The organism is Streptomyces sp. NPDC088745, from assembly GCF_044751045.1.
Lineage (GTDB): Bacteria > Actinomycetota > Actinomycetes > Streptomycetales > Streptomycetaceae > Streptomyces > Streptomyces cremeus.
The window spans coordinates 170,898-194,857 of record NZ_JBIVLB010000013.1 but is presented as its reverse complement, the minus strand read 5'-3'; the positions used below and the strand labels follow the sequence as shown (position 1 = coordinate 194,857).

At 73.6% G+C, this 23,960-nt stretch carries 17 protein-coding genes; 7 read left to right on the top strand and 10 right to left on the bottom strand.

From position 1 onward, the window contains the following. Positions 1 to 66 precede the first annotated feature (66 nt). Positions 67 to 1,431, top strand: coding sequence for an FAD-dependent oxidoreductase (locus ACIP93_RS29150; protein ID WP_401763338.1), 1,365 nt, complete (start codon positions 67 to 69; stop codon positions 1,429 to 1,431). A 321-nt stretch (positions 1,432 to 1,752) separates the two neighbouring features. Here ACIP93_RS29150 and ACIP93_RS29145 read toward each other — a convergent pair whose 3' ends face one another. The 4 genes from ACIP93_RS29145 to ACIP93_RS29130 all read right to left on the bottom strand — a co-directional run bounded on the left by ACIP93_RS29145 (position 1,753) and on the right by ACIP93_RS29130 (position 8,194). Then, a complete protein-coding gene (locus tag ACIP93_RS29145) occupies positions 1,753 to 2,808 on the bottom strand; it encodes a YncE family protein (protein WP_345225448.1) in 1,056 nt (351 codons plus the stop codon). 239 nt (positions 2,809 to 3,047) lie between these two features. Further along, entirely contained in the window at positions 3,048 to 6,560 is a 3,513-nt protein-coding gene (locus tag ACIP93_RS29140; protein WP_401763334.1) for a M28 family peptidase, read from the bottom strand. 316 nt (positions 6,561 to 6,876) lie between these two features. Beyond that, the gene (locus tag ACIP93_RS29135; protein ID WP_401763331.1) at positions 6,877 to 7,692 is read right to left on the bottom strand and encodes an HAD family hydrolase; all 816 of its coding nucleotides are present in this window, start codon (positions 7,690 to 7,692) and stop codon (positions 6,877 to 6,879) included. Positions 7,693 to 7,714: 22 nt separating this feature from the next. Then, positions 7,715 to 8,194: an Lrp/AsnC family transcriptional regulator gene (locus tag ACIP93_RS29130; protein WP_345225452.1), complete on the bottom strand. Its 480-nt coding sequence runs from the start codon at positions 8,192 to 8,194 to the stop codon at positions 7,715 to 7,717. Positions 8,195 to 8,443: 249 nt separating this feature from the next. On the opposite strand from ACIP93_RS29130, the gene ACIP93_RS29125 reads away from it, so the two are divergent. From ACIP93_RS29125 to ACIP93_RS29115, 3 genes are all read left to right on the top strand, one after another. Next, positions 8,444 to 9,991: an FUSC family protein gene (locus ACIP93_RS29125; protein ID WP_401763328.1), complete on the top strand. Its 1,548-nt coding sequence runs from the start codon at positions 8,444 to 8,446 to the stop codon at positions 9,989 to 9,991. Positions 9,992 to 10,208: 217 nt separating this feature from the next. Beyond that, positions 10,209 to 12,359 (top strand): nitric oxide synthase oxygenase, encoded by a 2,151-nt coding sequence (locus ACIP93_RS29120; RefSeq protein WP_401763325.1) that lies wholly within the window; start codon positions 10,209 to 10,211, stop codon positions 12,357 to 12,359. Positions 12,360 to 12,452: 93 nt separating this feature from the next. Then, complete coding sequence (locus ACIP93_RS29115; RefSeq protein ID WP_345225456.1) at positions 12,453 to 13,517, top strand: lactonase family protein; 1,065 nt, start codon at positions 12,453 to 12,455, stop codon at positions 13,515 to 13,517. A 144-nt stretch (positions 13,518 to 13,661) separates the two neighbouring features. On the opposite strand, the gene ACIP93_RS29110 is transcribed toward ACIP93_RS29115, so the two are convergent. From ACIP93_RS29110 to ACIP93_RS29095, 4 genes are all read right to left on the bottom strand, one after another. Further along, on the bottom strand, positions 13,662 to 14,591 hold the full coding sequence (locus ACIP93_RS29110; RefSeq protein ID WP_345225458.1) for a hypothetical protein: 930 nt from the start codon (positions 14,589 to 14,591) through the stop codon (positions 13,662 to 13,664). 114 nt (positions 14,592 to 14,705) lie between these two features. Then, complete coding sequence (locus ACIP93_RS29105; protein WP_401763322.1) at positions 14,706 to 15,707, bottom strand: N-acetylglucosamine kinase; 1,002 nt, start codon at positions 15,705 to 15,707, stop codon at positions 14,706 to 14,708. Between the two features lie 12 nt (positions 15,708 to 15,719). Further along, positions 15,720 to 16,397, bottom strand: coding sequence for a uracil-DNA glycosylase (locus ACIP93_RS29100; RefSeq protein ID WP_345225461.1), 678 nt, complete (start codon positions 16,395 to 16,397; stop codon positions 15,720 to 15,722). 81 nt (positions 16,398 to 16,478) lie between these two features. Further along, a complete protein-coding gene (locus ACIP93_RS29095) occupies positions 16,479 to 17,570 on the bottom strand; it encodes a WD40/YVTN/BNR-like repeat-containing protein (RefSeq protein ID WP_401763318.1) in 1,092 nt (363 codons plus the stop codon). A 389-nt stretch (positions 17,571 to 17,959) separates the two neighbouring features. On the opposite strand from ACIP93_RS29095, the gene ACIP93_RS29090 reads away from it, so the two are divergent. Both ACIP93_RS29090 and ACIP93_RS29085 read left to right on the top strand, forming a co-directional pair. Beyond that, positions 17,960 to 18,961, top strand: a complete 1,002-nt coding sequence (locus ACIP93_RS29090; RefSeq protein ID WP_401763315.1) for a bile acid:sodium symporter family protein — start codon at positions 17,960 to 17,962, stop codon at positions 18,959 to 18,961. Then, on the top strand, positions 18,958 to 20,859 hold the full coding sequence (locus ACIP93_RS29085; protein ID WP_401763313.1) for a neutral/alkaline non-lysosomal ceramidase N-terminal domain-containing protein: 1,902 nt from the start codon (positions 18,958 to 18,960) through the stop codon (positions 20,857 to 20,859). The genes ACIP93_RS29090 and ACIP93_RS29085 overlap by 4 nt, the downstream gene beginning before the upstream one ends. Before the next feature lie 6 nt (positions 20,860 to 20,865). Here ACIP93_RS29085 and ACIP93_RS29080 read toward each other — a convergent pair whose 3' ends face one another. Further along, positions 20,866 to 21,885: an NADH:flavin oxidoreductase/NADH oxidase gene (locus ACIP93_RS29080; RefSeq protein ID WP_401763356.1), complete on the bottom strand. Its 1,020-nt coding sequence runs from the start codon at positions 21,883 to 21,885 to the stop codon at positions 20,866 to 20,868. Positions 21,886 to 22,038: 153 nt separating this feature from the next. Between ACIP93_RS29080 and ACIP93_RS29075 the strand changes: the two genes are divergently transcribed. Next, positions 22,039 to 22,434: an ArsR/SmtB family transcription factor gene (locus ACIP93_RS29075; RefSeq protein ID WP_380837602.1), complete on the top strand. Its 396-nt coding sequence runs from the start codon at positions 22,039 to 22,041 to the stop codon at positions 22,432 to 22,434. 4 nt (positions 22,435 to 22,438) lie between these two features. On the opposite strand, the gene ACIP93_RS29070 is transcribed toward ACIP93_RS29075, so the two are convergent. Further along, a complete protein-coding gene (locus ACIP93_RS29070; protein WP_401763310.1) occupies positions 22,439 to 23,788 on the bottom strand; it encodes an FAD-dependent oxidoreductase in 1,350 nt (449 codons plus the stop codon). Between the last annotated feature and the right edge of the window lie 172 nt (positions 23,789 to 23,960).

Below are 23,960 nucleotides of genomic sequence, written 5' to 3'. Positions count from 1 at the left end.
GGCTTCGGGGTGATCCAGCTCGCCGCAGCTTGATTCCGCCTGCCGTTCCTCGAAGGGAAACTGATCATGCCTCGCCCCCTGCGGGTAGCAATTGTCGGAGCCGGCCCCGCCGGGATCTACGCTGCCGACGCGCTGCTGAAATCCGCCGTGGCGGTCGAACCCGGCGTGTCCATCGACCTCTTCGAGCGAATGCCGGCCCCCTTCGGCCTGATCCGGTACGGCGTCGCCCCCGACCACCCGCGCATCAAGGGCATCATCACCGCCCTGCACCAGGTGCTCGACAAGCCGCAGGTGCGGCTGTTCGGGAATGTCGACTACCCGAGCGACATCAGCCTCGACGACCTGCGGTCCTTCTACGACGCGGTGATCTTCTCCACCGGCGCGACGGCCGACCGGGCCCTCGACATCAAGGGCGTCGACCTCGACGGGTCCTACGGCGCCGCCGACTTCGTCTCCTGGTACGACGGCCACCCGGACGTCCCCCGCACCTGGCCGCTGGAGGCCGAGAAGGTCGCCGTCCTGGGCGTCGGCAACGTGGCGCTCGACGTCGCGCGCATCCTCGCCAAGACCGCCGAGGAACTGCTGCCGACCGAGATCCCGCCGAACGTCCACGAGGGGCTCAAGGCCAACAAGGCGCTCGAGGTCCACGTGTTCGGCCGCCGTGGCCCCGCGCAGGCCAAGTTCAGCCCCATGGAGCTGCGCGAGCTCGACCACTCGCCGAACATCGAGGTCATCGTCGACCCCGAGGACATCGACTACGACGAGGGCTCCATCGCCACCCGGCGCGGCAACAAGCAGGCCGACATGGTCGCCAAGACCCTGGAGAACTGGGCGATCCGCGACATCGGCGACCGCCCGCACAAGCTGTTCCTGCACTTCTTCGAGAACCCGGCCGAGATCCTCGGCGAGGACGGCAAGGTCGTGGGCCTGCGCACCGAGCGCACGGCGCTGGACGGCACGGGCAACGTGAAGGGCACCGGCGAGTTCAAGGACTGGGAATTCGGCGCCGTGTACCGCGCCGTCGGCTACCTGTCGGACGAGCTGCCGAAGCTGCCGTGGGACGTCGCGTCGGGCACCGTTCCGGACGAGGGCGGGCGCGTCATCGAGGAGTCCGGGCAGCACCTTCAGTCGACGTACGTCACCGGGTGGATCCGGCGCGGGCCGGTCGGCCTGATCGGGCACACCAAGGGCGACGCGAACGAGACGGTCGCGAACCTGCTGGAGGACTTCGCCGGCGGGCGGCTGCACGAGCCGGCCGCGCCGGAGCCGGCGGCCGTCGAGGCGTTCCTCGGCGAGCGGAACGTGCGGTTCACGACGTGGGAGGGCTGGTACAAGCTCGACGCGGCCGAGAAGGCGCTGGGCGCGCCGGAGGGGCGTGAGCGGGTGAAGTACGTCGAGCGGGAGGACATGCTGAGGGAGAGCGGGGCCTAGGTTCCGGCTTGAGCTCGTGAGTTGAGGGGCCCGGTGCGGGGAGCGCGCCGGGCCCCTTCGCCGTGCCGCCGCGGGCCGCCGCGCCGAGCCCTTTTGCGCCGCGCCGCAGGCCGATGGCCGGGTCCCTTTGCCGTGCCGTGCCGTGCCGTCCCGGGGCCCTTCCCTGTCGCCCGGCCCGCCTCCGTCAGGTTCCCGCCCCTGGCCCGTCCCGGAGCGCGGACATGACTGTGCCCGGGACCCGTCACCTCGGGTCCCGGGCACAGCCGGGGAATTCAGCGGAGCCGGTGGCCTGCGGGCCGGCCGGTCACCGGCTCCGCCGGCTCAGCGGGAGACGCGGATGCGGTGGGCCTGGTCCTGGCGCTCCGGGCCCACGGCGGACTTGTCCACGACGAACGCCGTGCCGCGCGTCGCCGTCACGTGGTTCGGGTTGGCGCCCGTCGCCAGGGTCTCCACGACCGCGCCCTTGCGGGGGTCGACGACCGTGACGTTGCCCGCGCCGCGGTTCGCGACCAAGACCTTGCCCGTGCGGGTGTCCGCCGCGACCGAGAGCGCGCCGGCGCCCGTCGGGACGGTCTTGGTGACCTTGCCCTCGCGCAGGTTCAGGACCGAGAGGGTGCCCGCGGCCTGGTCGGCGGTGTACGCGGTACGGCCGTCGGCCGACAGGGCGACCGAGATCGGGCCGTCGCCGGTCGGGATCAGGCGCGGCTCCTTGGCGTAGGGGGAGACCTCGACGAGACGGTCGCCGCCCAGGTCGGCCGCGTACACCGTGCCCGTCCGCTTGTTCAGGGCGAGGCCCGTGGGCTGGGTGCCCGCCACCGTGACGCGCTTCTTCTCCTTGAACGTACGGGAGTCGAAGGCCACCAGCGTGCCGTCGCCGAACGCGCTCGCCCACACCGTGTTGCGGCGCTCGTCGACGACGACCTCCCGGGCGTGCGCCACGTTCGGCAGGCTCGCCAGGTGCTTGCCGTCGCGCTGGCTGTAGACGGAGACCGAGTTGTTGCGGGTGTTGGTCGTCCAGACGGTGTTGTGCTCGTCGTCGACCGCGACGCCGTAGACGGCCTCGACCGCGCCGGTCGCCGCGTCGGTGACCGGCGGGGTGTACGTCGCCTTCACCTTCAGCGAGTACGGATCGACCTTCATCAGCGAGGACTTGGTGACCGGCGGGCGGCCCACGGCGGCGGTCGCCCACAGCACGTGGTTCCGCTCCGAGTACGAGGACTGGTAGAGACCCGCGGTGAGCTGGGCGGAGGTCACCGTCGAACCGGCGGCCGGTTTGCCCTGCGCGGTGGCGGTGCCCGTCAGGGCGAGGGAGCTGCCCGCGGCGAGGGCGACGGCGGTGGCTGCGGTGCGACGGAAGCGGCGGGTGATGGTGGACATGCCGAGTCGATCTCCGATACGTCAAGTGCCTCCGGGTGGGAGGCGGACAGGGGTTAACTTAGCTTAGGCTTGCCTAAGTGGCGACGCCGGAAGGTGTGGCTCCGGTCACATTCGCCTGCAACTCGCAGGCACCACACGGCTCTTGGCTGGAAAACGACGCACGAAAAGCAGCTCTTCCCCCGACTCGGAGGCCGGGGGAAGAGCTGTCGCGACGAACCCGTGACGCGTGACGCGTGAGGTCAGCTCACCCGCACCGTCACGTCGTCCACCACGAAGGAGGTCTGGAGCGACTGGTCCTCCGTGCCGTCGAACTTCAGCGCGACCGTCTGCCCGGCGAACTGCGCCAGGTCATAGGTCTTCTCCACGTAGCCGGTGGTGGCGTCCACGTTGGAGAAGGACTGGAGCGTCTGGCTGCCGACCGAGACGGTGAACTTGTCGTACGCCACGTTCTCGTTCTCGTCCGTGTCGATGTGGAGGAAGAAGGAGAGCTTGTACGAGGCGCAGCCGGCCGGAATCGTCAGCGTCTGGGCCACGTTGTCGGTGCGCGGGGTGCCCCAGCCGTTCAGCCACGCCTTGTAGCTGCCGCCGTGCGGGGGCTGGCCCGCCTGGGTCGTGATGACACCGCTCGTGGCGGTCCAGCCGCTCTGGCCGCTCTCGAAGCCGCCGTTGGCGACCAGTTGGCCCGGTGTGCAGCCGGTGCCGCCGCCCACGGTGAGCGTGTAGGTGGTGCTGCGGGCGGCCGTTCCCGTACCGGTGACGTTCAGCGTGTACGTGCCGGGAGCCGCGCTCGTGCCCACCGCCACGGACAGCGTCGCGCTGCCGCCGGACTGCACGGAGGCGGGGCTCACGGTGGCGGTCACGCCCGCCGGCGCTCCGGAGACCGCGAGGGCGATCTGCTGCGGATCGCCGCTCACCGTCCGGGTGGTGACCGTCGCGGTGGTGCTGCCGCCCGGACTGGCGCTGCCCGCCGCCGGGTCGACGCCGACCGAGAAGTCCTGGGCCGGTGTGCCGGTGCCCACCGAGGTCTTCCAGATGCCGTGCGCGATGCCGTCGGCGCTGCGGTCCAGCGCCGTCGCGTTGATGTTGTTCACGGTGTCGCAGGCGCTGTGGTAGCAGGAGTCGTACGCGGCGTTCGCCGTGCCGCCCCACTTCTGTGCCTGCGCGGCGGTCTTGCGGGCGCTCGCCCCGGCCGCGTACCCCGAGGTCGGGACGCCGACGGCCTGGAAGGAGGCGTCGTCACTGCGGCCCTGGCCCTCGACGTTCTCCTCGGGGGCGAGGTTGAGGGAGGCCCAGTAGGCCTTCAGGGGGGCGGAGAGGGCCGAGTTGACGTTGTTGACGAAGTAGCCCGCGTTGGTCGAGCCGACCATGTCGAAGTTGTAGTAGCCCTTGATCGCCGAGCGCTGCGCCGCCGTCAGGCGGGCCACGTAGAACTCGGAGCCGTTGAGGCCCTGCTCCTCGTCCGTCCACCAGGCGAAGCGCACGTGCTTGGTCATCGTCGGGTTCTTCTGCGCGAGGACGAGCGCGTTCTCCAGCAGGGCCGCCGAGCCCGAGGCGTTGTCGTTGATGCCCGGACCCGCCGAGACGCCGTCCAGGTGCGCGCCCAGCATGATCGTCTGGTCCGCCGGACCGCCCGGCCAGTCGGCGATCAGGTTGTTCGAGGGGTACGTGCAGGTGGTGCAGGTCTGCTCGGACACCTGGTAGCCGGCGGCCGTCAGCTTGCCCTTCACGTAGGCCAGGGACTGGGTGTAACCGGCGCTGCCCGCACGGCGGTTTCCGCCGTTCTGCGAGGCGATCGTGCCGAACTGGGCGAGGTGCGCCCGGACCTTGGCGACGTCGATGTCCGGCGGGTCGGTGGACGGCACGGTGCCGCCGACGTTCAGCACGTAGTCGACCGTGTGGGAGAGCGTGGCGCCCTGGCCCTTGACGCTGATCGTGGTCGCGCCCGGAGCGGCGTTCGCCGACGCGGTCAGCGTCAGCACGGAGGACTGGCCGGACTGCACGGTCGCCGGGCTGAAGGACGCGGTGACCCCGGCGGGCAGGCCGCTCGCGGTCAGCGCCACCGACTGGGCGTTGCCGGTCGTGGTGTTGGTGGTGACCGTGGTGGTGACCGAAGCACCCTGCTGGACGGTGCCCGAGGCCGGATTCAGGGCCATCGAGAAGTCGTTGTTCTGGCCGCTGGGCGTACAGGTCGGATCACCGGCCTGGGCGGGCACGCTGATCGCGTCCCAGGCCGCTTTGGTCTTGTTGAACAGGTTGCAGGTGGCCAGGTCCAGGTTCTTCGCCGAGGTCAGCGTCGCCGTGCGGTACTTCTTGTACGACATGCTGCTGGTCTTGAGCAGCATCCCCCCGTAGAAGATCTTGCCGGCGTTCTGGATGCCGACGCCGGTCAGCGTCGACTGGTTGCAGGTGCTGGAGTTCGGCTTGCCGCCGCCGGGGCTGGTGCCCTCGGCGAGCAGGTAGAACCAGTGGTTCATCGGACCCGCGGCGGCGTGCGTCTCGGTGCCGGGGATCGAGGAGCTGTAGCAGGCGGGGTCGTTGTTGACGGCCGGCGGGTTGTACATGTTGCGGATCGGGCCGCGCCCCTGGAGGTTGATCATCTCGCCGACGGTGTAGTCGGGGACGTCGTACGGGGCCGGCTGGTTCATGTACGCCTCGGTCAGCGCCCCGAAGATGTCACCGGTCGCCTCGCCGAGCCCGGACTCCTGGCCGCTGGTGCCGCCCGGGGTGGTGGAGTCGATCGCGTGCCCGTACTCGTGGGCGACGACGTCGGTGCCCGCTATCCACTCGCCCGCGCTGTTGCGGCCGATGGTGACGGAGCTGCCGTCCCAGTAGGCGTTGAGTTCGTTCAGCCCCACCTTGGCGGGGAAGGAGCGGCCCTGTCCGTTGACGCCGTTGCGGCCGAGCCACTGGGAGAGCATGTCCCACTGCTTCTGCGCGCCGAACATCAGGTCGGTGCAGCCGGTCTCCTTGGACGTGGGGTTGCCGGTGCCCCAGCTGTCCGTCGTCTTCGAGAAGACCTGGCCGCCGTTGTAGTCGGCGCAACTGAGCCCGGGACGGTTCGGGTCGCGCAGGCTGTAGGCGCCGTTGGAGGCGGTGGTGTCGATCTGGAGCGGGTTCGGTCCGTTCCACTTGCTGTTCCCGGTGCCCGCGACGACCTCGTCGTACCGGTCGACGATCTTCCCCGTCCGCGCGTCCACGAAGACGTGCAGCTTGCTCGGCGCCTTCGCCTGACGGCCGGTCAGGGTGGTTTCCCAGGCCAGGACCTGCCTGCCGTCCTTCAGCCTGACGACGAGGCGGCTGCCGCCCACCCGGTCGGTCTTCGCCAACTGGGTGCGCGCCACCGACTCGGCGCGCCGCGCGGAGACCGACGGCTGGACCGACACGTCGATGCGGGTCTGCGAGGCCGACTGGAGGGAGCGTACGTTCCCCTCGCCGTCGGCGAGCACGACCGCGTCGCCGCCGACCACCGGAAGCCCCCGGTATCTTCGCTCGTACGCCACCGAGTACAGGCCTTTCACCCAGGGCGTGACCTGCTGTCTCTCATACGTCTCGGATGCCGCGTTGACAGCGGCGTCGAAGCCGCTGCGCACGGCGGCGTCGGCCGCGGCGATCGCGCGGGCCGCGGGGGTGGCGCCTGACTGGGGTGCGGGCGGGGGCTTCGCCGCAGCCGCCGCGGGGCTCGCGAGGGTGCTCACGAGCCCCGTGGTCAGCGCGAGCGCCGCCACTGTCGCCGTCCATCTGGTGGGTCGCAACGTCCACTCCGTTCATGGGTGGGGGTGGGAGAGCTGTGCGTTGCCGTACGCGCGGGTGACGGGGTGCCGTGCCCGCGGTCGGGTGCGCGGCATGACCCGTACGTCACACGCGCTTCACATGTACGTCGCGAGTATGGGCGTGGACATGACGACCTGGATCATCCCGGAAGGGCATACGCCACGCGTTATGGGCCCGGCGCGGTCGTGGCGGCCGGCCCCCGTGAGGACGCGCGCCGGGGGGCGGGCTCGCCGAGCCGGTGCGGAGGGGGAGTGGCGGACGCGGGCCCTGTCGGCCGACGGGAGGGCCCGCGTCCGTTCAGGACAGGCCCAGCCAGACCCAGGCGGCCTCGGCGGTGAAGTCGGCCTGGCCACCGGTGAAGAGCAGGTCGGCGGTGTCGAAGGCGGGGTCGAGCGGGGCGGGTTCCGTAGTGCCCGGTTCACTCAGGGCACCAGAACCACTCGGGTCGCCCGGATCACCCAGGCCGCTCGGGTCACTGGAATCACTCGGATCGCTCCAGCCGCCCCAGTCACCCCGGCCGCCGAGATACGGGATCGCCGCGCACCGCATCCCCGCCGCGAGCGCCGCAGTGACGCCCGGGGCGGCGTCCTCGAACACCGCGCAGTAGCCGGGCTCGGCGCGTAGCCGGGCCGCAGCCGCCAGGAAGACGTCCGGGGCGGGTTTGCCGTGCGGCACCTCGTCCGCCGACACGACCACCCCGCCCGCCGCCTCGCCCAGGTACGCGTCGAGACCGGTGCCCTCCAGCACCGCCACGATCGCCTCGCGCGAGGAACCCGACGCCACCGCCGTCGGCACGCCCCGCGCGTGCAGCCGCTCCACCAGCTTGCGCATCTCCGGGAAGACCTCGGTGGAGGCGCGGGCGAGCTCCAGGTACAGCCCGTTGTACTCGGCCAGCAGCGCGTCGAGGCCGACGTCGATCGCGTACCTCTCCCGCAGGGTCTCCAGCGTCTCGCGCGTCCCGATGCCGATGAACCGGGCGTTCTCCTCCCAGGTGAAGTCGGGCACGCCGTACCGCTCCAGGAGCCTGCGGCCCGTCTCGTAGTAGTTGGGCTCGCTGTCGACCAGGGTGCCGTCGAGATCGAAGAGGACCGAAAGGGGCCGCGGAGTGCTCATGGGTCAAGCATGGCCCAGGCGATCACCGCCCCTTCGCGGCCCTCCCGATCGCCTCCACCAGCGGCAGCAGCCGGTGCGGCACCCGCTCCCGCAGCGCGACCTCCGTCCGCGTGCGCACCACGCCCGGCACCTGGATCAGCCGCTGGATCACGTCCTCCAGATGACCGGCGTCCCGGGCCACCACCCGCGTCATCAGGTCACCGCCGCCGGTGATCGAGAACGCCTCGACGATCTCCGGCACCCCGGCGAGCGCTTCCCCCACCTCGTCCAGATGCCCCTGCGTCACCTCGACGTGCACGAACGCCAGTACCGGATGCCCGAGCGCGGCGGGGGAGAGGGTGGGCCCGGAGCCGGTGATCACCCCCTCCCGCTCCAGCCGGTCCAGCCGCGCCTGGAGCGTGCCGCGCGCGATGCCCAGGAGCCGGGCGTACTCGCGCACGCTCGTACGCGGCTCCTCGATCAGCAGTCGCAGAATCCGGGTGTCCAGCTCATCGACGGACAAGTCGCACCACCATGGTCCGTTGGCCTCCTCGTGGCTCATCGTTCCGCGCGATGACTGGGCCAATGGCACAGCCCACGCAGGACGAGTTGAGCCACTGTCCCACGTGATGCTTTCCTGTGCCTACTGATGGCGCCGCGCAGCGTCCGGCCCGGCGACGCCGCCGGACCGGACCAGCGGCGCCTTTTCCATGTCCGAAACGGTGAGGATTCCGTACACGACCGAGGGGGCGGGGCTGCCGCTGTGAAGAGGATGTTCCACGCACCGGACCCGGGGCTGCTGCGACTGCGGGTCTCCTCCCGCGCCGTCATCGGCATCGGCGGCGCGGTCGCCGTCGCCGAACTGTGCGGCATGTCCCTGACCGCGTCCATCGTCGGCGGCCTCGCGGCCCTGCTGGCGCTCTTCACCGTCCAGGACCCGACCGTGCCCCGCCAGGCACTCACCACGTTCCTGCTGCCGGTCGTCGGCTTCCCCGTCCTCGCCCTGGCCACCCTCCTGCACGACCACCCGCTGCCGCGCGACCTGGCCTTCCTCGCGGTGGTCCTGACGGGCGCGTACGCACGGCGGTGGGGGCCGCGCGGGCACGCGCTCGGCACGTTCGGCTTCATGATGTTCTTCGTCACGCAGTTCCTGCACGCGGTGCCCGGTCAGCTGCCCGAGCTGTACGGAGCGGTCGCACTCGCGATCGCCGTGTCCGCCGTGGTCCGCTTCGGGCTCTGGCCCATCGAGCGCCGCACCCCGCCGCCGGCCGGACCCGCGCCGCTCACCGGGCTCGGATTCGCCCGGCCGACCACGCGGCAGGCCTTCCAGGTCACCGCCGCCTGCGCGTTCGCACTCGCGATCGGGCAGGTGCTTTCGGAGGACCGCTGGTACTGGGCGGTGGGCGCGGCCTGGTGGATCTTCGTCAACACCGTCTCGCGCGGCGAGACCCTGGTGCGCGGCTTCCGCCGGGTGCTCGGCACGGTCGCCGGCATCGCGGCCGGCTTCCTCGTCGCGATCCCGCTCGACGGGGCCCCCGCCCCCACGGCGGCCCTCGTCGCGGTCTGCGTCTTCGGCATCTTCTACACGGCAGGCCCCAGCTACTCCTGGATGATGTTCTTCGTCACCGTCATGGCCGGACTGCTGTACGGGCTCCTGGGCGTCCTGCACCCCGGGCTGCTGGCTCTGCGAGTGCAGGAGACGGTGGTCGGCGCGCTCGGCGCGGCCCTGGCCGTCGCGGTCGTCCTCCCCGTGACCACGCACGCCTGCACCGACGCGTGGATCCAGCGGGCCCTGCACTGCGTACGCGCGTGCACCAGTGAGGCCGCCCGCCGGCTGGCCGGTCACGCCGCCGCCGATCCGGCCCCGCACGCCGCCGAACTGGAACTGCTGCTCGGTCGGGTCCGGCTCTCGCTGGCCCCGCTCGTCCACCCCCTGAGCCCGCTGCGGGCCCGCAAGGCCAGGGCCCGTCAGGTGCTGGAACTCCTCGACGACTGCGCGCGCCTGGTCCGGGCGTTCGCCGCCGTGGCCGCCGACCCCGACGCCTCGCACGACGCACGGCTGACCGCCGCGTGCGAGCGGGTGGAGGCGGCAGTGGCGGCCCTGGTCGCCCCGGCACCGGTGTCCGAACCGGCGTCCACGCCCGCGCCGTTGACGGCGCCGGCACCGGCCGTGGTGGCGGTCGTGCCGCTTCCGGTGCAGCGGCAGCACCACCCCGGAGCGGAGGCGGCGCTCTCGCACCTCGCCGAATTGGAAGGGGCGCTCGCCGCGCTCGCCGCGCCCCTGCGCACTTCTCCACGCTCACCCCTGGTGAACGCGTAATCGGATGATCCGCCCGCATCGGGGGTAAACCCGGCGGCATCATGCGGGAGGAACGGCCCGCGGAGGCGAACGTGTCGCTTTTGCCGGGCGTGAATCGTCGATGCCCGGGGATGCGAGCAGGATGCGCAATGATCTTCAGCGAGCCGAGGACCGGATATCCGGCAGAACACCGGCCCCCGAGAGGGCTGCCGGGGCAGCCCCCGGCGCTCTCACGGACGTGAGCTGCCCGGTCCCCGCCTCCGATCCGGGCTTCGCCTCCGGCCCGGGCGGCGCGGTCGGCGCGGGGCTCGGCCCCGGGCCACTGGACGGGGCGAACGCGGACTTCGCCGACGGCTCGGTGAACGGGGCGCAGCCGGGCCCCACCCCACCGGGGCCTGCTTCCGGCGCCGCTCACGACTCGGGAGCGCCGGGCCTGCCGACGGACCGCACGACCCGCCCTTCTGCGTCGGCCGCGGCCGAAGGCGTCACCGCGAGCGGCGAACCCGAGTCCGGGTCCTGCTCTTCCTGGCCCGGCGACACCGGTGACGCCCGGCCGGAAGCCGCACGGCCCGGGCCCGTCCCGCAGGGGATCACGCACCCGGAGCTCCCGGGTCCCGCCGGAGCCCAGCCTCCGGGCCCGTCGGGCGCAGAGACGCACCAGGCGCTGCCCGGGACGCCCCCAGCCGTGTTCCCCGCCCCCGGGGTGCCCCGCCAGGACCGCGGGCCGCGGCCCGCCTCCTCCGGGCCCTCCGCCGCCGCGCCGCACGGGCTCCCCGCCCAGGGCGCCGCGAGCTGCCCCGCCACGCCGCAGGGCCTCCCGGGCCTCCCCGGTCGGCCTGTCCCGTCATGGGCCGGGCAGGGCCCCGTCACCCCGCTCCACGCGGCCAAGCTGCCCGGAACACCGGCATCCGGCCCGGCCGCGCCCGAGCGGTCCCCCCTCGCCCCGCACGCCGCCCCCGACCGGGCGAGTGCCCCGCACCCCGGCATCGACCCGCCGCGTGTCCCGCACCCCGCCCCCGACCGCCCGGGGTCGCCGTGGCCTCCGTCCCTCCCCGCCCCCTCCGGAACGGACGCCCCGGCCCACGATCCGGTCCCGCGTCTCCCGGTCGCCCCGGAGCGCCACGACCGGGACGAGGCCGTCTCCGGTGCCGCGGCGGCCGCCCGCACCGGCTCCGGCGGGGAGAGCGCCGCCCGGTGTCCCGTCGCGCACGGCGGGCCGCTGCCCGAGCCGCGCCGGGCGGCGGCCGGGCAGCCCGAGAACCGGGCGTACGCCCTCGGTCTCGACACCCTGCACCGCCTCGCCGACGACTTCGTCCGGCTGCACCACCGCGAGGTCCCCGCCCACGGCGACCCGGGGCCGCGCCTGGCCGCCGTGCACGCCGAGATCGACGCCACCGGGACGTACCGGCACACCCCCGGCGAACTCGCCTTCGGCGCGCGCGTCGCCTGGCGCAACAGCAACCGCTGCATCGGCCGCCTCTACTGGAACTCCCTGCGCGTGCGCGACCGCCGCCACGTCAGCGACGCCGACACCGTCGCCCAGGAGTGCGTCGAGCACCTCAAGGAGGCGGGCAACGGCGGCCGAATACGCCCCCTCATCACCGTGTTCGCCCCGGACACCCCCGCCCGGCCGGGGCCGAGGATCTGGAACGAACAGCTCATCCGGTACGCGGGCCACACCGGCGCCGACGGCCGGATCGTCGGCGACCCGCGCAACACCGGCCTCACCGGCCTCGCCGAGCGGCTGGGCTGGCGGGGCGACCCCGGCAGCCCCTTCGACGTACTGCCCCTGATCGTGCAGGGCAGCGACGACAAGCCGCGGTTGTACGAACTGCCCGACGAGGCCGTGCTCGAAGTGCCGCTCCAGCACCCCGAGGACACCTGGGCCCAGGACTGGGGCCTGCGCTGGCACGCCGTCCCCGCGATCTCGCACATGTGCCTGGAGATCGGCGGCATCTGCTACCCGTGCGCCCCCTTCAACGGGTGGTACATGGGCACCGAGATCGGCGCCCGCGACCTGGCCGACACCGACAGGTACAACCTGCTGCCGCGCCTCGCCGAGCACCTCGGTCTCGACGTCAGCAGCGACCGCTCGCTGTGGAAGGACCGGGCGCTGGTCGAGCTCAACCGGGCCGTCCTGCACTCCTTCGACCGCGCGGGCATCAGCATCACCGACCACCACACCGAGTCGGAACGTTTCCTCACCCACCTCGACCGCGAGGAGAGCAAGGGCCGCCAGGTCGGGGCCGACTGGTCGTGGATCGTGCCGCCGATGTCGAGCGCGGCGACGGGCGTCTTCCACCGCACGTACGACAACACCGAGCTCACGCCGCTGTTCACGCACCACGACGACGCCCTGGCACGGGCGCGGGGCGAGGCGCTGCTCTAGCGCCCGTGCGAGCGGCCGAGCCGCTGGTCTAGACCCCCTGCTACCGTCGCCCCACGCACACGCACACACCAACTCGTGGAAAGGGGCTGCACGGTGAGCAGCAGCAGCGCATCGGGGTCGCCGTCCCAGGAGGCACGCGCCTTCATCGGTTCGTTCACCTCGGCGGGCGGACGCGGCGTCCTGTCGGCGGCCGTCGACCCGAGGACGGGCGCGCTCACCGTGCTCGGCGCGAGCGACGCCGTCGCCGACCCCTCGTACCTGGCGCTCGCCCCCGGCGGGCGGCTGCTGTACGCGGTCAGCGAGACCGAACAGGGCGCGGTGGCCGCGTTCGACGTGAGCGACGCGTTGCCCCGCCCGGCGGGGGAGCCGGTGCCGGTCGGCGGCGGCTCGCCCACCCACCTGGCGCTGGCCGCGGGTCACCTCGTCGCCGCCAACTACGGCTCCGGCAGCGTCTCCGTCCTGCCGCTGCGCGCCGACGGCACCCCCGGCCAGGCGTCCTGCGTGCTGCACCACCGGGGCAGCGGGCCCGACACCGGCCGGCAGGAGGGCCCGCACGCCCACCAGGTGCGCCCCGACCCGTCCGGCCGCTGGGTGCTCAGCGTGGACCTCGGCACCGACTCGGTGCGGGTCTGCGCGCCGGACCCCGACGCGGGCACCCTCACGGTGCACGCCGAGGTGGCGCTGCGCCCGGGCACCGGACCGCGCCACCTGGCCTTCCACCCCACGGGCGCGTACGCGTACGTCGTGAACGAGCTGACCCCCACCGTCACCCTCTGCCGCTGGGAGGCCGCCACGGGCACCCTCACGCCGCTCTCGGAGGCATCCCTGCTGTCCGAGGAGCCCGCGGAGCGCAGCTACGCGTCCGAGGGGGTGGTCGCGCACGACGGCCGCTTCCTGTGGGTCGCCAACCGGGGCCACGACAGCATCTCCGTCCTGGAGCTGACCGCGGAGGGCGAGCGGGCCGTCCTGCGCACCACCGTGCCGTGCGGCGGCCACTGGCCGCGCGACCTGGCGCTGGACCCGACGGGCAGCCGCCTGTACGCGGCCAACGAGCGCTCCGGCGACGTCACCTGGTTCGACATCGACCCGGCGACGGGCGTTCCGCGCCGGGCGGGCTCGGTGGCGGCCCCGGCGGCGTCCTGCGTGGTCTTCGGCTGATTCGTCGTTCGTACGCCGCCCGGCTGCCCGGCCGTACGCGCGCGCAAGCTCGTGCGCCGCACGGCCCGTCGGCCGTACGCGCGCGAAAGGCCCGCACCCCCGGTGGCGGGGGGCGGGCCTTTCGCACGCGTACGGGTACGTCCGTCAGTGGACCGGCGCCGCCTGCTGCGGCGTGATGCCCAGCACCGACGCGTACTGCGACAGCACCAGCTTGCCGATCGCCGGGTAGGCGCCGAGCGGCTCGGCGAACGCGCAGCCCGCCTCCTTCGCGGCGGTCTCCAGCAGGTCGCCGGCGACCTCCGGGCCGATCAGGTACGGGGCCAGCGCCAGGTTCCCGGAGCCCGAAGCGCGGAGCTGCTCGGCGACCGAGGCGATGGAGCCCTCCTGGTCGAGCGCGGCGGCCATCACCGGCACGGCCAGACGGGCGGCCAGCAGCATGCCGGTGATTCCGGCGGCCCGCACGGCCTCCTCGCCGCCCACGGTGGCCAGGACGATGCCGTCGGCCGCGGTGGTGACCGTGAACAGGCGGGCGCGGTCGGCGCGCGAGAGCCCGGCCTCGGACAGACGGACGTGCAGCGCTTCGGCGAGCAGCGGGTGCGGGCCGAGGACGTCGGTCAGCTCGGCGGCCGCGTGGCTGTCCACGAGAGCCTGCCGTATCCGCCGCATCGTGGACGCCTCGGGCCCGGCCAGCAGCGGCACCACGACGGCGACGGGGCCCTCGGGGGCCGCCACCTCGCGGCCGGCGGCCAGGGCCAGCTCGTACCGGGCGGTGCGCTCGTTCGCGGTGTGCGCGAGCACGGCGTCCAGCGTCGGGTACTCGGGGTAGTCGCCCCGGTCGTCGCCGTCCAGGTAGCCGATGCGGGCGTCGAGGCCCGGCAGCTCGGAACGGGCGATGCTCAGAAGTTCTTCCGCCAGGCTGCGGGTGGCGGTGGTCGGCTCGCCGGGAACGGCGAGGAGAAGTGCGGGCGCGCCCTCGGGAGCCGCCACGGGCTCCGGGCGGCGGTGTCGCCCGGGCTGGCGGGGGCGCGGCATTCGTACAGGCAGGCCGGAAGCGGGCCCAGTGGGGGAGCTCATGGCGCCGCATGCTACTGGCTTTGCGGGTGCGGCCGTTCGGGGAGGGTGTATTCGAGAGGTATCTGTCCCGTTTTATCCAGGGAATGACGGCGAATGCACGCGAATTCAACAGTTTCACTGTCCGGATACGTGCAACATGCGTGGATCGTACGGAAATGCCAGGCGGTCGGCGGCGAGCGCGACGCCGATCAGCAGCGCACCGTCGAGCGGGCTCCCCAGCGCCTCCGCCCGCCGCGCGTACGGCAGCGCCCGTGCGAACCGTTCGTACAGCGGTACGAGGAGGGGCGCGCCCAGTCGCAGCAGCCCGCCGGTGAACGCGACCTCGGGCACCACCCCGGCGACGGGCCGTGGGCACACCGCGGCCGCCGTCACGGCGATGTGCCCGGCCGCCTCCGCCATCACCCCCGCGGCCACCGGGTCCCCCTCGGCGGCGCACGCGGCGACCTCCGGCGCGAACGACGCGAGGACCGCCGGGCGGTCGGTCCGCGGATAGAGCAGTCCCGGCAGCTCGCCCGGCGGCCCGAACACCGCCTCCAGCCGCCGCAGCAGCGCGGCGGAACCACCCGCGCGGCCGTCGTGCGCGCGCATCGCCGCCTCCAGCCCGGCCCGGCCGATCCACGCCCCGCCGCCGCAGTCGCCCAGCAGGTGGCCCCAGCCGTCGGCCCGCCGCCACGCGGTGAGATCGGTGCCCACGCCGATGAGCCCGGTGCCCGCGGCGAGGACCGCCCCCGGCCGCTGCCCCAGTGCTCCCGCGTATGCGGTCACCGCGTCGGCGGCGAGTGCCACCCGCCGCACCCCGAACTCCTGCGCCAGCACCCCGGGCAGCCGCGCCCGCACCTGGTCGCCCAGGGTCGCCAGTCCGGCCGCGCCGACGCAGACCGCCGCCAGGCGGCCGCCGCCCACGCGTGCCAGCAACTCCCGGGCGGCGGGCACCAGATGCCCGGCCAGGGCGTCGGCGTCGAGCCCGCCGGGCCCGGTGGGCACGGGCACGCCCGACACCACGGGCGGCGACGCGTGCGTCACCGTCCTCCCGTCGTCCCGTACGGGTGCGAGCGCGACGCGCACACCGGAGCCGCCCGAGTCGACCCCGAGCGCGTACCTCTCACCGGACCCCATGACGCCCCTCTGCTACGGCAGCTTCCAGTCGATCGGAGCGGCCCCCTGCTGGGCGAGCAGTTCGTTGGTCCGGCTGAACGGCCGCGAACCGAAGAACCCGTTGTCCGCCGACCGGGGCGACGGGTGCACCGACTCGACCACGGGCACGCTGCCCAGCAGCCGCTTGAGGCTGCGCGCGTTGCTGCCCCACAACACCGCCACCAGCGGCTTGCCGCGCGCCGCCAGCGCTGTGATGGCCTGCTCGGTGACCTGCTCCCAGCCCTTTCCCTGATGGGCGTTGGGCCTGCGGGGCGCGGTGGTGAGCGCCCTGTTGAGCAGGAGCACCCCCTGCCGCGTCCAGGGGGTGAGGTCCCCGTTGGACGGGCGGGGATGTCCGAGGTCGGTGTGCATCTCCCAGAAGATGTTGTCCAGGCTCGGCGGCACCGGGCGGACGTCGGGCGCGACCGAGAAGCTCAGCCCCACCGCGTGCCCCGGTGTCGGATACGGGTCCTGACCCACGATCAGCACCCGTACCTCGTCGAACGGCTGCTGGAACGCCCGCAGGATGTCGGGTCCCGCCGGGACGTAACGGCGTCCCGCGGCGACCTCCGCGCGCAGGAAGTCGCCCATCGCGGCGATCTGTCCGGCCACGGGCTCCAGCGCGTCCGCCCAGCCGGGCTCGACGCTCTCTTTCAATGATCTTGCTGCCACAGCGCGTCACTCTACTGGGCCAGTCCGACAACGGCCCCCGCGCTCCCGCCGCCGGCCCGGGCTCCCGGCTTGTCGTCCCCTTCAGCCGATCACCGCCGCCCGCACGCACAGCACGTCCGGCAGGTGTGAGGCGAGCTGCCGCCAGTTGTCCCCGTCGTCGTCGCTCGCGAACACCTCACCGTTGCGGTTGCCGAAGTACACCCCGGCGGCGGGCGCGTTGTCGTCCGTGCAGAGGGCGTCGCGCAGCACCGTGCCGAAGTGCTCCTCCTGCGGCAGGCCCGCCGTCAGCGGCTCCCAGCTCTTGCCCGCGTCCCGGGTCCGGTAGACCCGGCACCTGCGGTCCGCGGGCACCCGGTCGGAGTCCGCGGTGATGGGGAAGACGTACGCGGTGTCCCCCCGGTGCGGGTGCGCGGCCACCGCGAACCCGAACGTGGACGGCAGCCCCTCGCCGATGTCCGACCAGTTGGCCCCGGCGTCGTCGCTGCGGAACACACCCCAGTGGTTCTGCAGATATAGCCGGTCCGGATCGGCCGCGTCCTGGGCGATCTTGTGCACGCACTGCCCGAACTCCGGGTTCGGGTCCGGCAGGAAGACCGCCGACACCCCCTTGTTGGACGGCGCCCAGCTCGCCCCGCCGTCCCGGGTGCGGAACACCCCTGCCGTGGACACCGCCACCGTCACCAGGTCCGCGTCCCGCGGGTCCGTGACCACGGTGTGCACGGCCTCGCCGCCCCCGCCGGGCACCCACTGCGCGCGCGTCGGGTGCTCCCACAGCGGCCGTACGAGTTCGAAGGTCTCGCCCCGGTCCGCCGACCGGTACAGCGCGGCGGGCTCCGTCCCCGCGTAGACCACCCCCGGGGCGGCGGGCCCCGCCGGATGCAGTTGCCAGACCCGCTCCAGCGAAGTGCCGGTGTCCTTCGGGAACTTCACCGCCGGTTCGTCCGGCTCGGTCCACGTCCTTCCCAGGTCGTCGGAGTGGAAGACCGAGGGGCCCCAGTGCGCGCTGTCCCCGCCGACCAGCAGCCGGGGGCGGTCCCCGCCGCGGTCGATCCCCACCGAGTACACGGCCTGCGCGTTGAAGTGCGGGCCGTCGAACTCCCACTCCCCGCCGCCGCGCCTGCGGCCGAGGAAGAGTCCCTTGCGTGTGCCTACCGCGAGCAGTACGTCGGACATGGCCGACACCTCCCAGACGTCGTTGTCTCCAGGTATCGGCCAGTCTGCACCCCACCACTGACAATGGCCCCGGGATCCCGCGTCCGCCCAGTTCAGAGCGGTAAGCCGGGATTGCGGGGGGCCTCCGCGCGGGCCCGGTGCGCACCGCGCTCCGCGGGTTTCCGGGTTTCCGGCCGAACTCCTTGACAGCGCCTCCCCGCTTGACGACCATCCAGCCGGTACGCCCCGGACGGCCCGCAGCGCACCCCGGCCGACGGTCCGACCACGACCCGACCGACGAGGAGAGTCAGCCATGACGTCCCCCACCCTGGACCAGGTCACCGCCGCGGACCACACCGCCGTCCCCGCGCCCGGCCTGTCCGGCTGACCGGGCAGCGGGCCGTCCTCCCGTGGATCTCGCCGCCGTCGCCCTGCCGGTCGCCCTCGCGGTCATCATGCTGGGCCTCGGGCTCGGCCTCACCCCCGCCGACTTCCGCCGCGTCCTGGCCCACCCGAAGGCCACCCTCGTCGCCCTGGGCTGCCAGGTGGTCCTGCTGCCCGCGGTCTGCTTCGGCCTGGTGAACGCCTTCGGGCTGCCGCCGGTCCTGGCGGTGGGCATGATGCTGGTCGTCGCCTCGCCCGGCGGCACCGCGGCCAACCTCTTCAGCCACCTCTACGGCGGTGACGTCGCCCTCAACGTCACGCTGACCGCCGTCAACTCGGTGATCTCCGTCGTCACCCTGCCCCTGGTGTTCAACCTCTCGGCGCGGCACTTCCTCGGTGAGGGCACGGAGCTCGGCCTCCAGTTCGCCAAGACCCTCCAGGTGTTCGCCGTCGTCCTGGTCCCCGTGGTCGTCGGCATGTGCGTGCGCGCGCGTGCCGGGGCCTTCGCGCGGCGCATGGACCGGCCGGTGAAGATCGCCTCGGTGGTCATCCTGGTGGCGATCATCCTCGGCGCCGCCCTCCAGGAGCGCGCGAACCTCCTCGACTACCTGCGCTCCACCGGACCCGTCGCCGTCGCCCTGCTGGTGCTCAGCCTCGCCGTCGGGTACTGGGTGCCGCGCCTGTGCCGGGTGGAGCGCGGCCAGGCGATCGCCTCCTGCATGGAGATCGGGCTGCACAACACCACCCTGGCCATCACCATCGCCATGGGCATTCTGCGCAACACCGAGATGGCCGTGCCCGGAGCCACGTACGGGGTGCTGATGTTCTTCGCCGCCGCCGTCGCCGGACTCCTCCTGCGCAGAGCGGCGCGCACCTCCGACGCCGGGGGAGCGGCCCCCGTACCCGACGACGCGGCGAAGGCGGCTCCCGCCCCCGACCATCCGGGGAAAGCGGCCCCCGCCCCCGACCGTCCGGGGAAAGCGGCCTCCGTACCCGACCACGCACTTCCCGAGAGCGAGCGTCCATGACCCACCTGGCCGGCCGGGGCATCTCCGACATCACCGGGGAGGCCGCCGAGTGCGGCATGCTCGGCTACGGAAAGGCCGGCCAGCAGACCACCGGGCTGCACACCCGCCTGCGCGCGCGGGCCTTCGCCTTCGCCGAGGGCGCCGGCCCCGGCGACAGACGCGTCCTGCTGGTGGTGTGCGAACTCCCGCTGATGTCCGGCGGGATCGTCCGGGAGGTCGTGCGCAGACTGCCGCCCGAGTGGACCGAGTCCAACGTCATGCTCACCGCCACCCACACCCACTGCGGCCCCGGCGGCTACTTCCACCACGCGCTGTACAACAGCAACACCGGCGGTTTCCGCCCCAAGACGTACACGGCCGTCGTCGACGGCATCACCGAAGCCGCCCTCGCGGCCCTCGACGACCTCGCCCCCGCCGAACTCTCCCTCGCCCACGGCGAACTCCACGGCACCAGCGCCAACCGCTCCCGCCGCGCCTTCGACCGCAACCCCGAGGCCGACCGCGCCCACTTCCCCGAGGGCGTCGACCCGCACACCACGCTGCTGCGCATCGCCCGGGGCGGCGCGTCCGTGGGCGCCGTCCACTGGTTCCCGGTCCACAACACCAGCATGACCAACGCCAACACCCTGATCAGCAGCGACAACAAGGGCTACGCCGCCTACGCCTGGGAGCGCCTGGACGGCGGCGCGGACTACCTCGCTCCCGAGCCGCCCGCGCTGATCACCGCCTTCGCCCAGACCAACGCGGCCGACATGTCGCCCAACCTCAACCTGCGCCCCGGCAGCGGACCCACCGAGAACGAGTACGACAACACCCGCATCACGGGCGCCCGCCAGCAGGAGTCCGCCACCGCGCTGATCGCGGAGGCCGTCCCGCTCACCGGTCCCCTCGACCACCGCGTCACCCACCTCGACCTCTCCCGCGCCGACGTGGGCCCGCAGTACACCGGAGACGGCCGCGCGCACCGTACGGGCGCTCCCGTGGGCGGTGCGGCGGCCCTCGCCGGGGCCTGGGCCGACGGCAGGGGCTTCGCGGGCTTCCGCGAGGGCCGCAACCCCCTCTGGGACGCCCTCTCGCGACGTGTCGTGTACGCCCTCTCGCCGGTCCTGCGCGACGCCCAGGCCCCCAAGGCGCTGGTCCTGCCCGCGGGGCCGCTCAACAGGCTCCGCCCCATGGTCCAGGAGCGCGTGCCCGTCCAGCTCCTGCGGATCGGCCGGCTGTACCTCATCGGCATTCCCGGAGAGGTCACCGTCGTGGCCGGGCTGCGCCTGCGCCGCACCGTGGCGGCCGTCGTCGGCGCGGACCTCGCCGACGTCCTCGTCGCGGGCTACAGCAACGGCTACTTCCACTACGTCACCACTCCCGAGGAGTACGACGCCCAGGAGTACGAGGGCGGCAGCACCCTCTTCGGCCGCTGGCAGCTCCCCGCGCTCTGCCAGACGGCGGCCGCCCTCGCCGCCGCCATGCGCGACGGCCGCCCGGCCGACCCCGGTACGCCCGAGCCCCTGCCGAGGGCCCGCCCCCGGCGGCGTGCCGCGCCCGCGGACCGGCCGCCCCCCGGCCAGGCGTACGGCGACCTGCTCTCCTTCGCCCGCGTCGGCGACCGGGTGACCGCCGCCTTCGTGGCCGCCCACCCCGCCAACGACCTGCGCAGGGGCGACACGTACCTCGCCGTCGAACGCCGCACCGCCGACGGCGCCTGGACCCGTGTCGCCGACGACGGCGACTGGTCGACCGCCTTCCGCTGGACGCGCACCGGCCGTGGCACGTCCGCCGCGACGGTGACCTGGACCGTCCCGGCGGACACCCCTGCGGGCGCCTACCGGCTGCGCTACTTCGGCAACAGCGCGGCGGACGAACCCTTCAGCGGTGCGACGGAGCCGTTCGACCTGCCCTGAGGGCGCTCAGATCGCCCAGCCGTACTGGTCCGGGGCGGCCACCGCGCCGCCCAGTTCCCGGGCCGCGCGGCGGGCCCAGGACGGATCGCGCAGGAGTTCCCGGCCGAGCAGGACGGCGTCGGCCTCCGCGTTGGCGAGGACCTTGTCGGCCTGCGCGGGTTCGGTGATCAGGCCCACCGCGGCCACCGGCAGGGTGGTCTCCGCCTTGACCCGGGCGGCGAAGGGCACCTGGTAGCCGGGGCCGACCGGGATGCGGACAGTTGCGGCGTTGCCGCCGGACGAGACGTCCAGCAGGTCCACGCCGTGCTCCTGGAGCAACCGCGCGAACCGAACGGTGTCGTCGGCGTCCCAGCCGCCGGCCTCCAGCCAGTCGGTCGCCGAGACGCGGAAGAACAGCGGCAGGTTCTCGGGCCACACGGCGCGCACCGCGTCCACGACCTCCAGGGCGAACCGGACCCGGTTGTCGAACGATCCTCCGTACTCGTCGGTGCGCTTGTTGGAGTGCGGGGAGAGGAACTCACCGATCAGGTAGCCGTGCGCGCCGTGCACCTCGGCGACCTGGAAGCCCGCCTCCAGGGCCCGCCGCGCGGCGTCGGCGAACTGCCCCACGATCTCCCGGATCTGCTCGGCCGTCAGCTCGGTCGGCACGGGATGGCCGTCCTTGAACGGCACCGGGCTCGGCCCCACCGGCTGCCAGCCCTCCGTCTCCGCGCCCACCGGCCCGCCGCCCCGCCACGGGCGGTCGGTCGAGGCCTTGCGGCCCGCGTGGGCGAGCTGGATGCCGGGCACGGTGCCGTGCGCCGTGAGGAAGCCGGTGATCCGCCGGAAGGCGTCCTTCTGGGCGTCGTTCCACAGGCCCAGGTCGGCCGGGCTGATGCGCCCCTCCGGTGACACGGCGGTCGCCTCGACCAGGACCAGGCCCGTGCCGCCGGTGGCGCGGGCCGCGTAGTGGGCGAAGTGCCAGTCGTTCGCCACGCCGGCGTCCGGGCCGGACGTCTCGGCGCTGTACTGGCACATCGGGGCCATCCAGATCCGGTTGGGGAAGGTCACATCGCGCAGGGTGAAGGGCTGGAAGAGGCTGCTGCTCACGGCGAACTCCGTATCGGTGAAGGGCCTGTTGCTGCTTGTACGATACCCATCGTAGTACGGCATCTGTCAAACTACGAGAGGTCTCGTACAATGACGGGAACCGTCGCCGACGCCGCCCCGAAGGAGACCACCGTGGCCACCGCAGCAGTGCACGCCGGCCGTGAACTCGCGCACCCCGACCGCGCGGAGATGCGGCTGGAGAACGTGCTGCACGCCCTCTCCGACCCGATGCGGCTGCTCATCGTCCGCGACCTCGCCCGCACCGACGACGAACTGGCCTGCTCCGCCTTCGAGCTGCCCGTCTCCAAGTCGACGACCACGCACCACTTCCGCGTCCTGCGCGAGAGCGGCGTCATCGTGCAGGTCTACCGGGGCACCGCGAAGAAGAGCGCACTGCGCCGCGACGACCTGGAGGAGCTGTTCCCGGGGCTGCTCGCGGCGGTGCTGGAGGCCGCGGACCTCCAGGAGGCGCGCGACGGAGCCTGAACGCTCAGGTGCCGGTGCCGCCCGCCGCCCCCAGGAGCCCCGCCCAGTCGTGGAGCTTCACCGAGCGCCGCCCCAGGGACGCCCCGAGCGCGGCCTCCGCCGCCTCGATCGCCAGCCACCCGGGCCATTCCACCGGCCGCAGCCCCGACGCGCGCAGCGCGTCCAAGGGGTCGCCCGGCAGCGTGCGGCGCGTCAGGGCGTCGGCGTCCGCGAGGAGGGAGGCCGCCGTCTCCTTGGCGCACGGCCGGTTCGTTCCGATCACGCCCGTCGGACCGCGTTTGATCCACCCGGCCACGTACTCCCCGGCGGAGGGAACCCCGTCCCGCAGCACCCGTCCGCCCGCGTGCGGCACCGTTCCCCTCCCCTCGTCGAAGGGCAGGCCGGGCAGCGGCACGCCCCGGTAGCCCACCGAGCGCAGTACCAACTGCGCCTCGATGTCCTCGTGCGTTCCCGTGCCGCACACCCCGCCCGCGCCGTCCGGCACGGTCCGCTCGAACCGTACGGCGGCCACCCGGCCCGCCTCCCCGAGGATCTCCACCGGCCGCAGGTGGAAGCGCAGCCGCAGCGAGCGCGCCCGCGCCGGGGGCGGTCGCAGCGCCCAGCCGCGCAGCACCTCCACGTTGCGGCGCAGGGCGCCGGGCAGCGCCGACGGGTCGCCGTAGCCGGGGTCGAGCTCCAGCTCCGACGGCTCCACGGACACCGAGGCGTCCGGCAGGCCGCCCAGCTCCCGCAGCTCCTTGGTGGTGAACCGCGCCTGCGAGGGGCCCCGGCGGCCCACCACGTGCACCTCGCGCACGGTGGAGCCCCCGAGCAGGTCCAGGGCCCCCTGCGGCATGTCCGTGGGCAGCAGCTCACCGGCCCCGCGCGCCAGTATCCGCGCCACGTCCACCGCCACGTTGCCGACGCCGATCACCACGGCGGAACGCACTCCGAGCGCGAAGCCGCCCGGGTCGGCGTCCGGGTGCGCGCTGTACCAGGAGACGAACTCGGTGGCCGAGAAGCTGCCGGTCAGGTCCTCGCCCGGTATCCCGAGCCTGCGGTCGGCGGCCGCGCCGACGCAGTACACCACCGCGTGGTAGAGCTCCCGCAGCCGTCGCGCGGGCAGTTGCGGCGTGCAGGCCTCCACGTTGCCGACGAAGGTGATCCGCTCGTGCTCCAGGACCGTGCGCAGCGACCCCTGCAGGGACTTGATCTTCTCGTGGTCGGGGGCGACCCCGTACCGCACGAGTCCGTACGGGCACGGCAGCCGGTCCAGCACGTGCACCCGCACATCGGGCACGGCGGACTGCTGGACGAGGGCCTGGGCCGTGTAGAGGCCGCTGGGCCCCGAACCGACGACTGCGACGCGAAGCACGGCGGAGCTCCCTTCCGCAGGGTGCTTCCAGCATCCCACCGCGGGAGCCGCGGCGGCAGAGGCGTGCAGCGTGCGAGGGCCGCCGCGGGGGCGGGCCGTACGGCTCTGCGTTCCGGAAGGTGCCGGGGAGCGGGGCGGGGCGGCGTGCCCGACGCGGCCGGGGCGCGCCCGT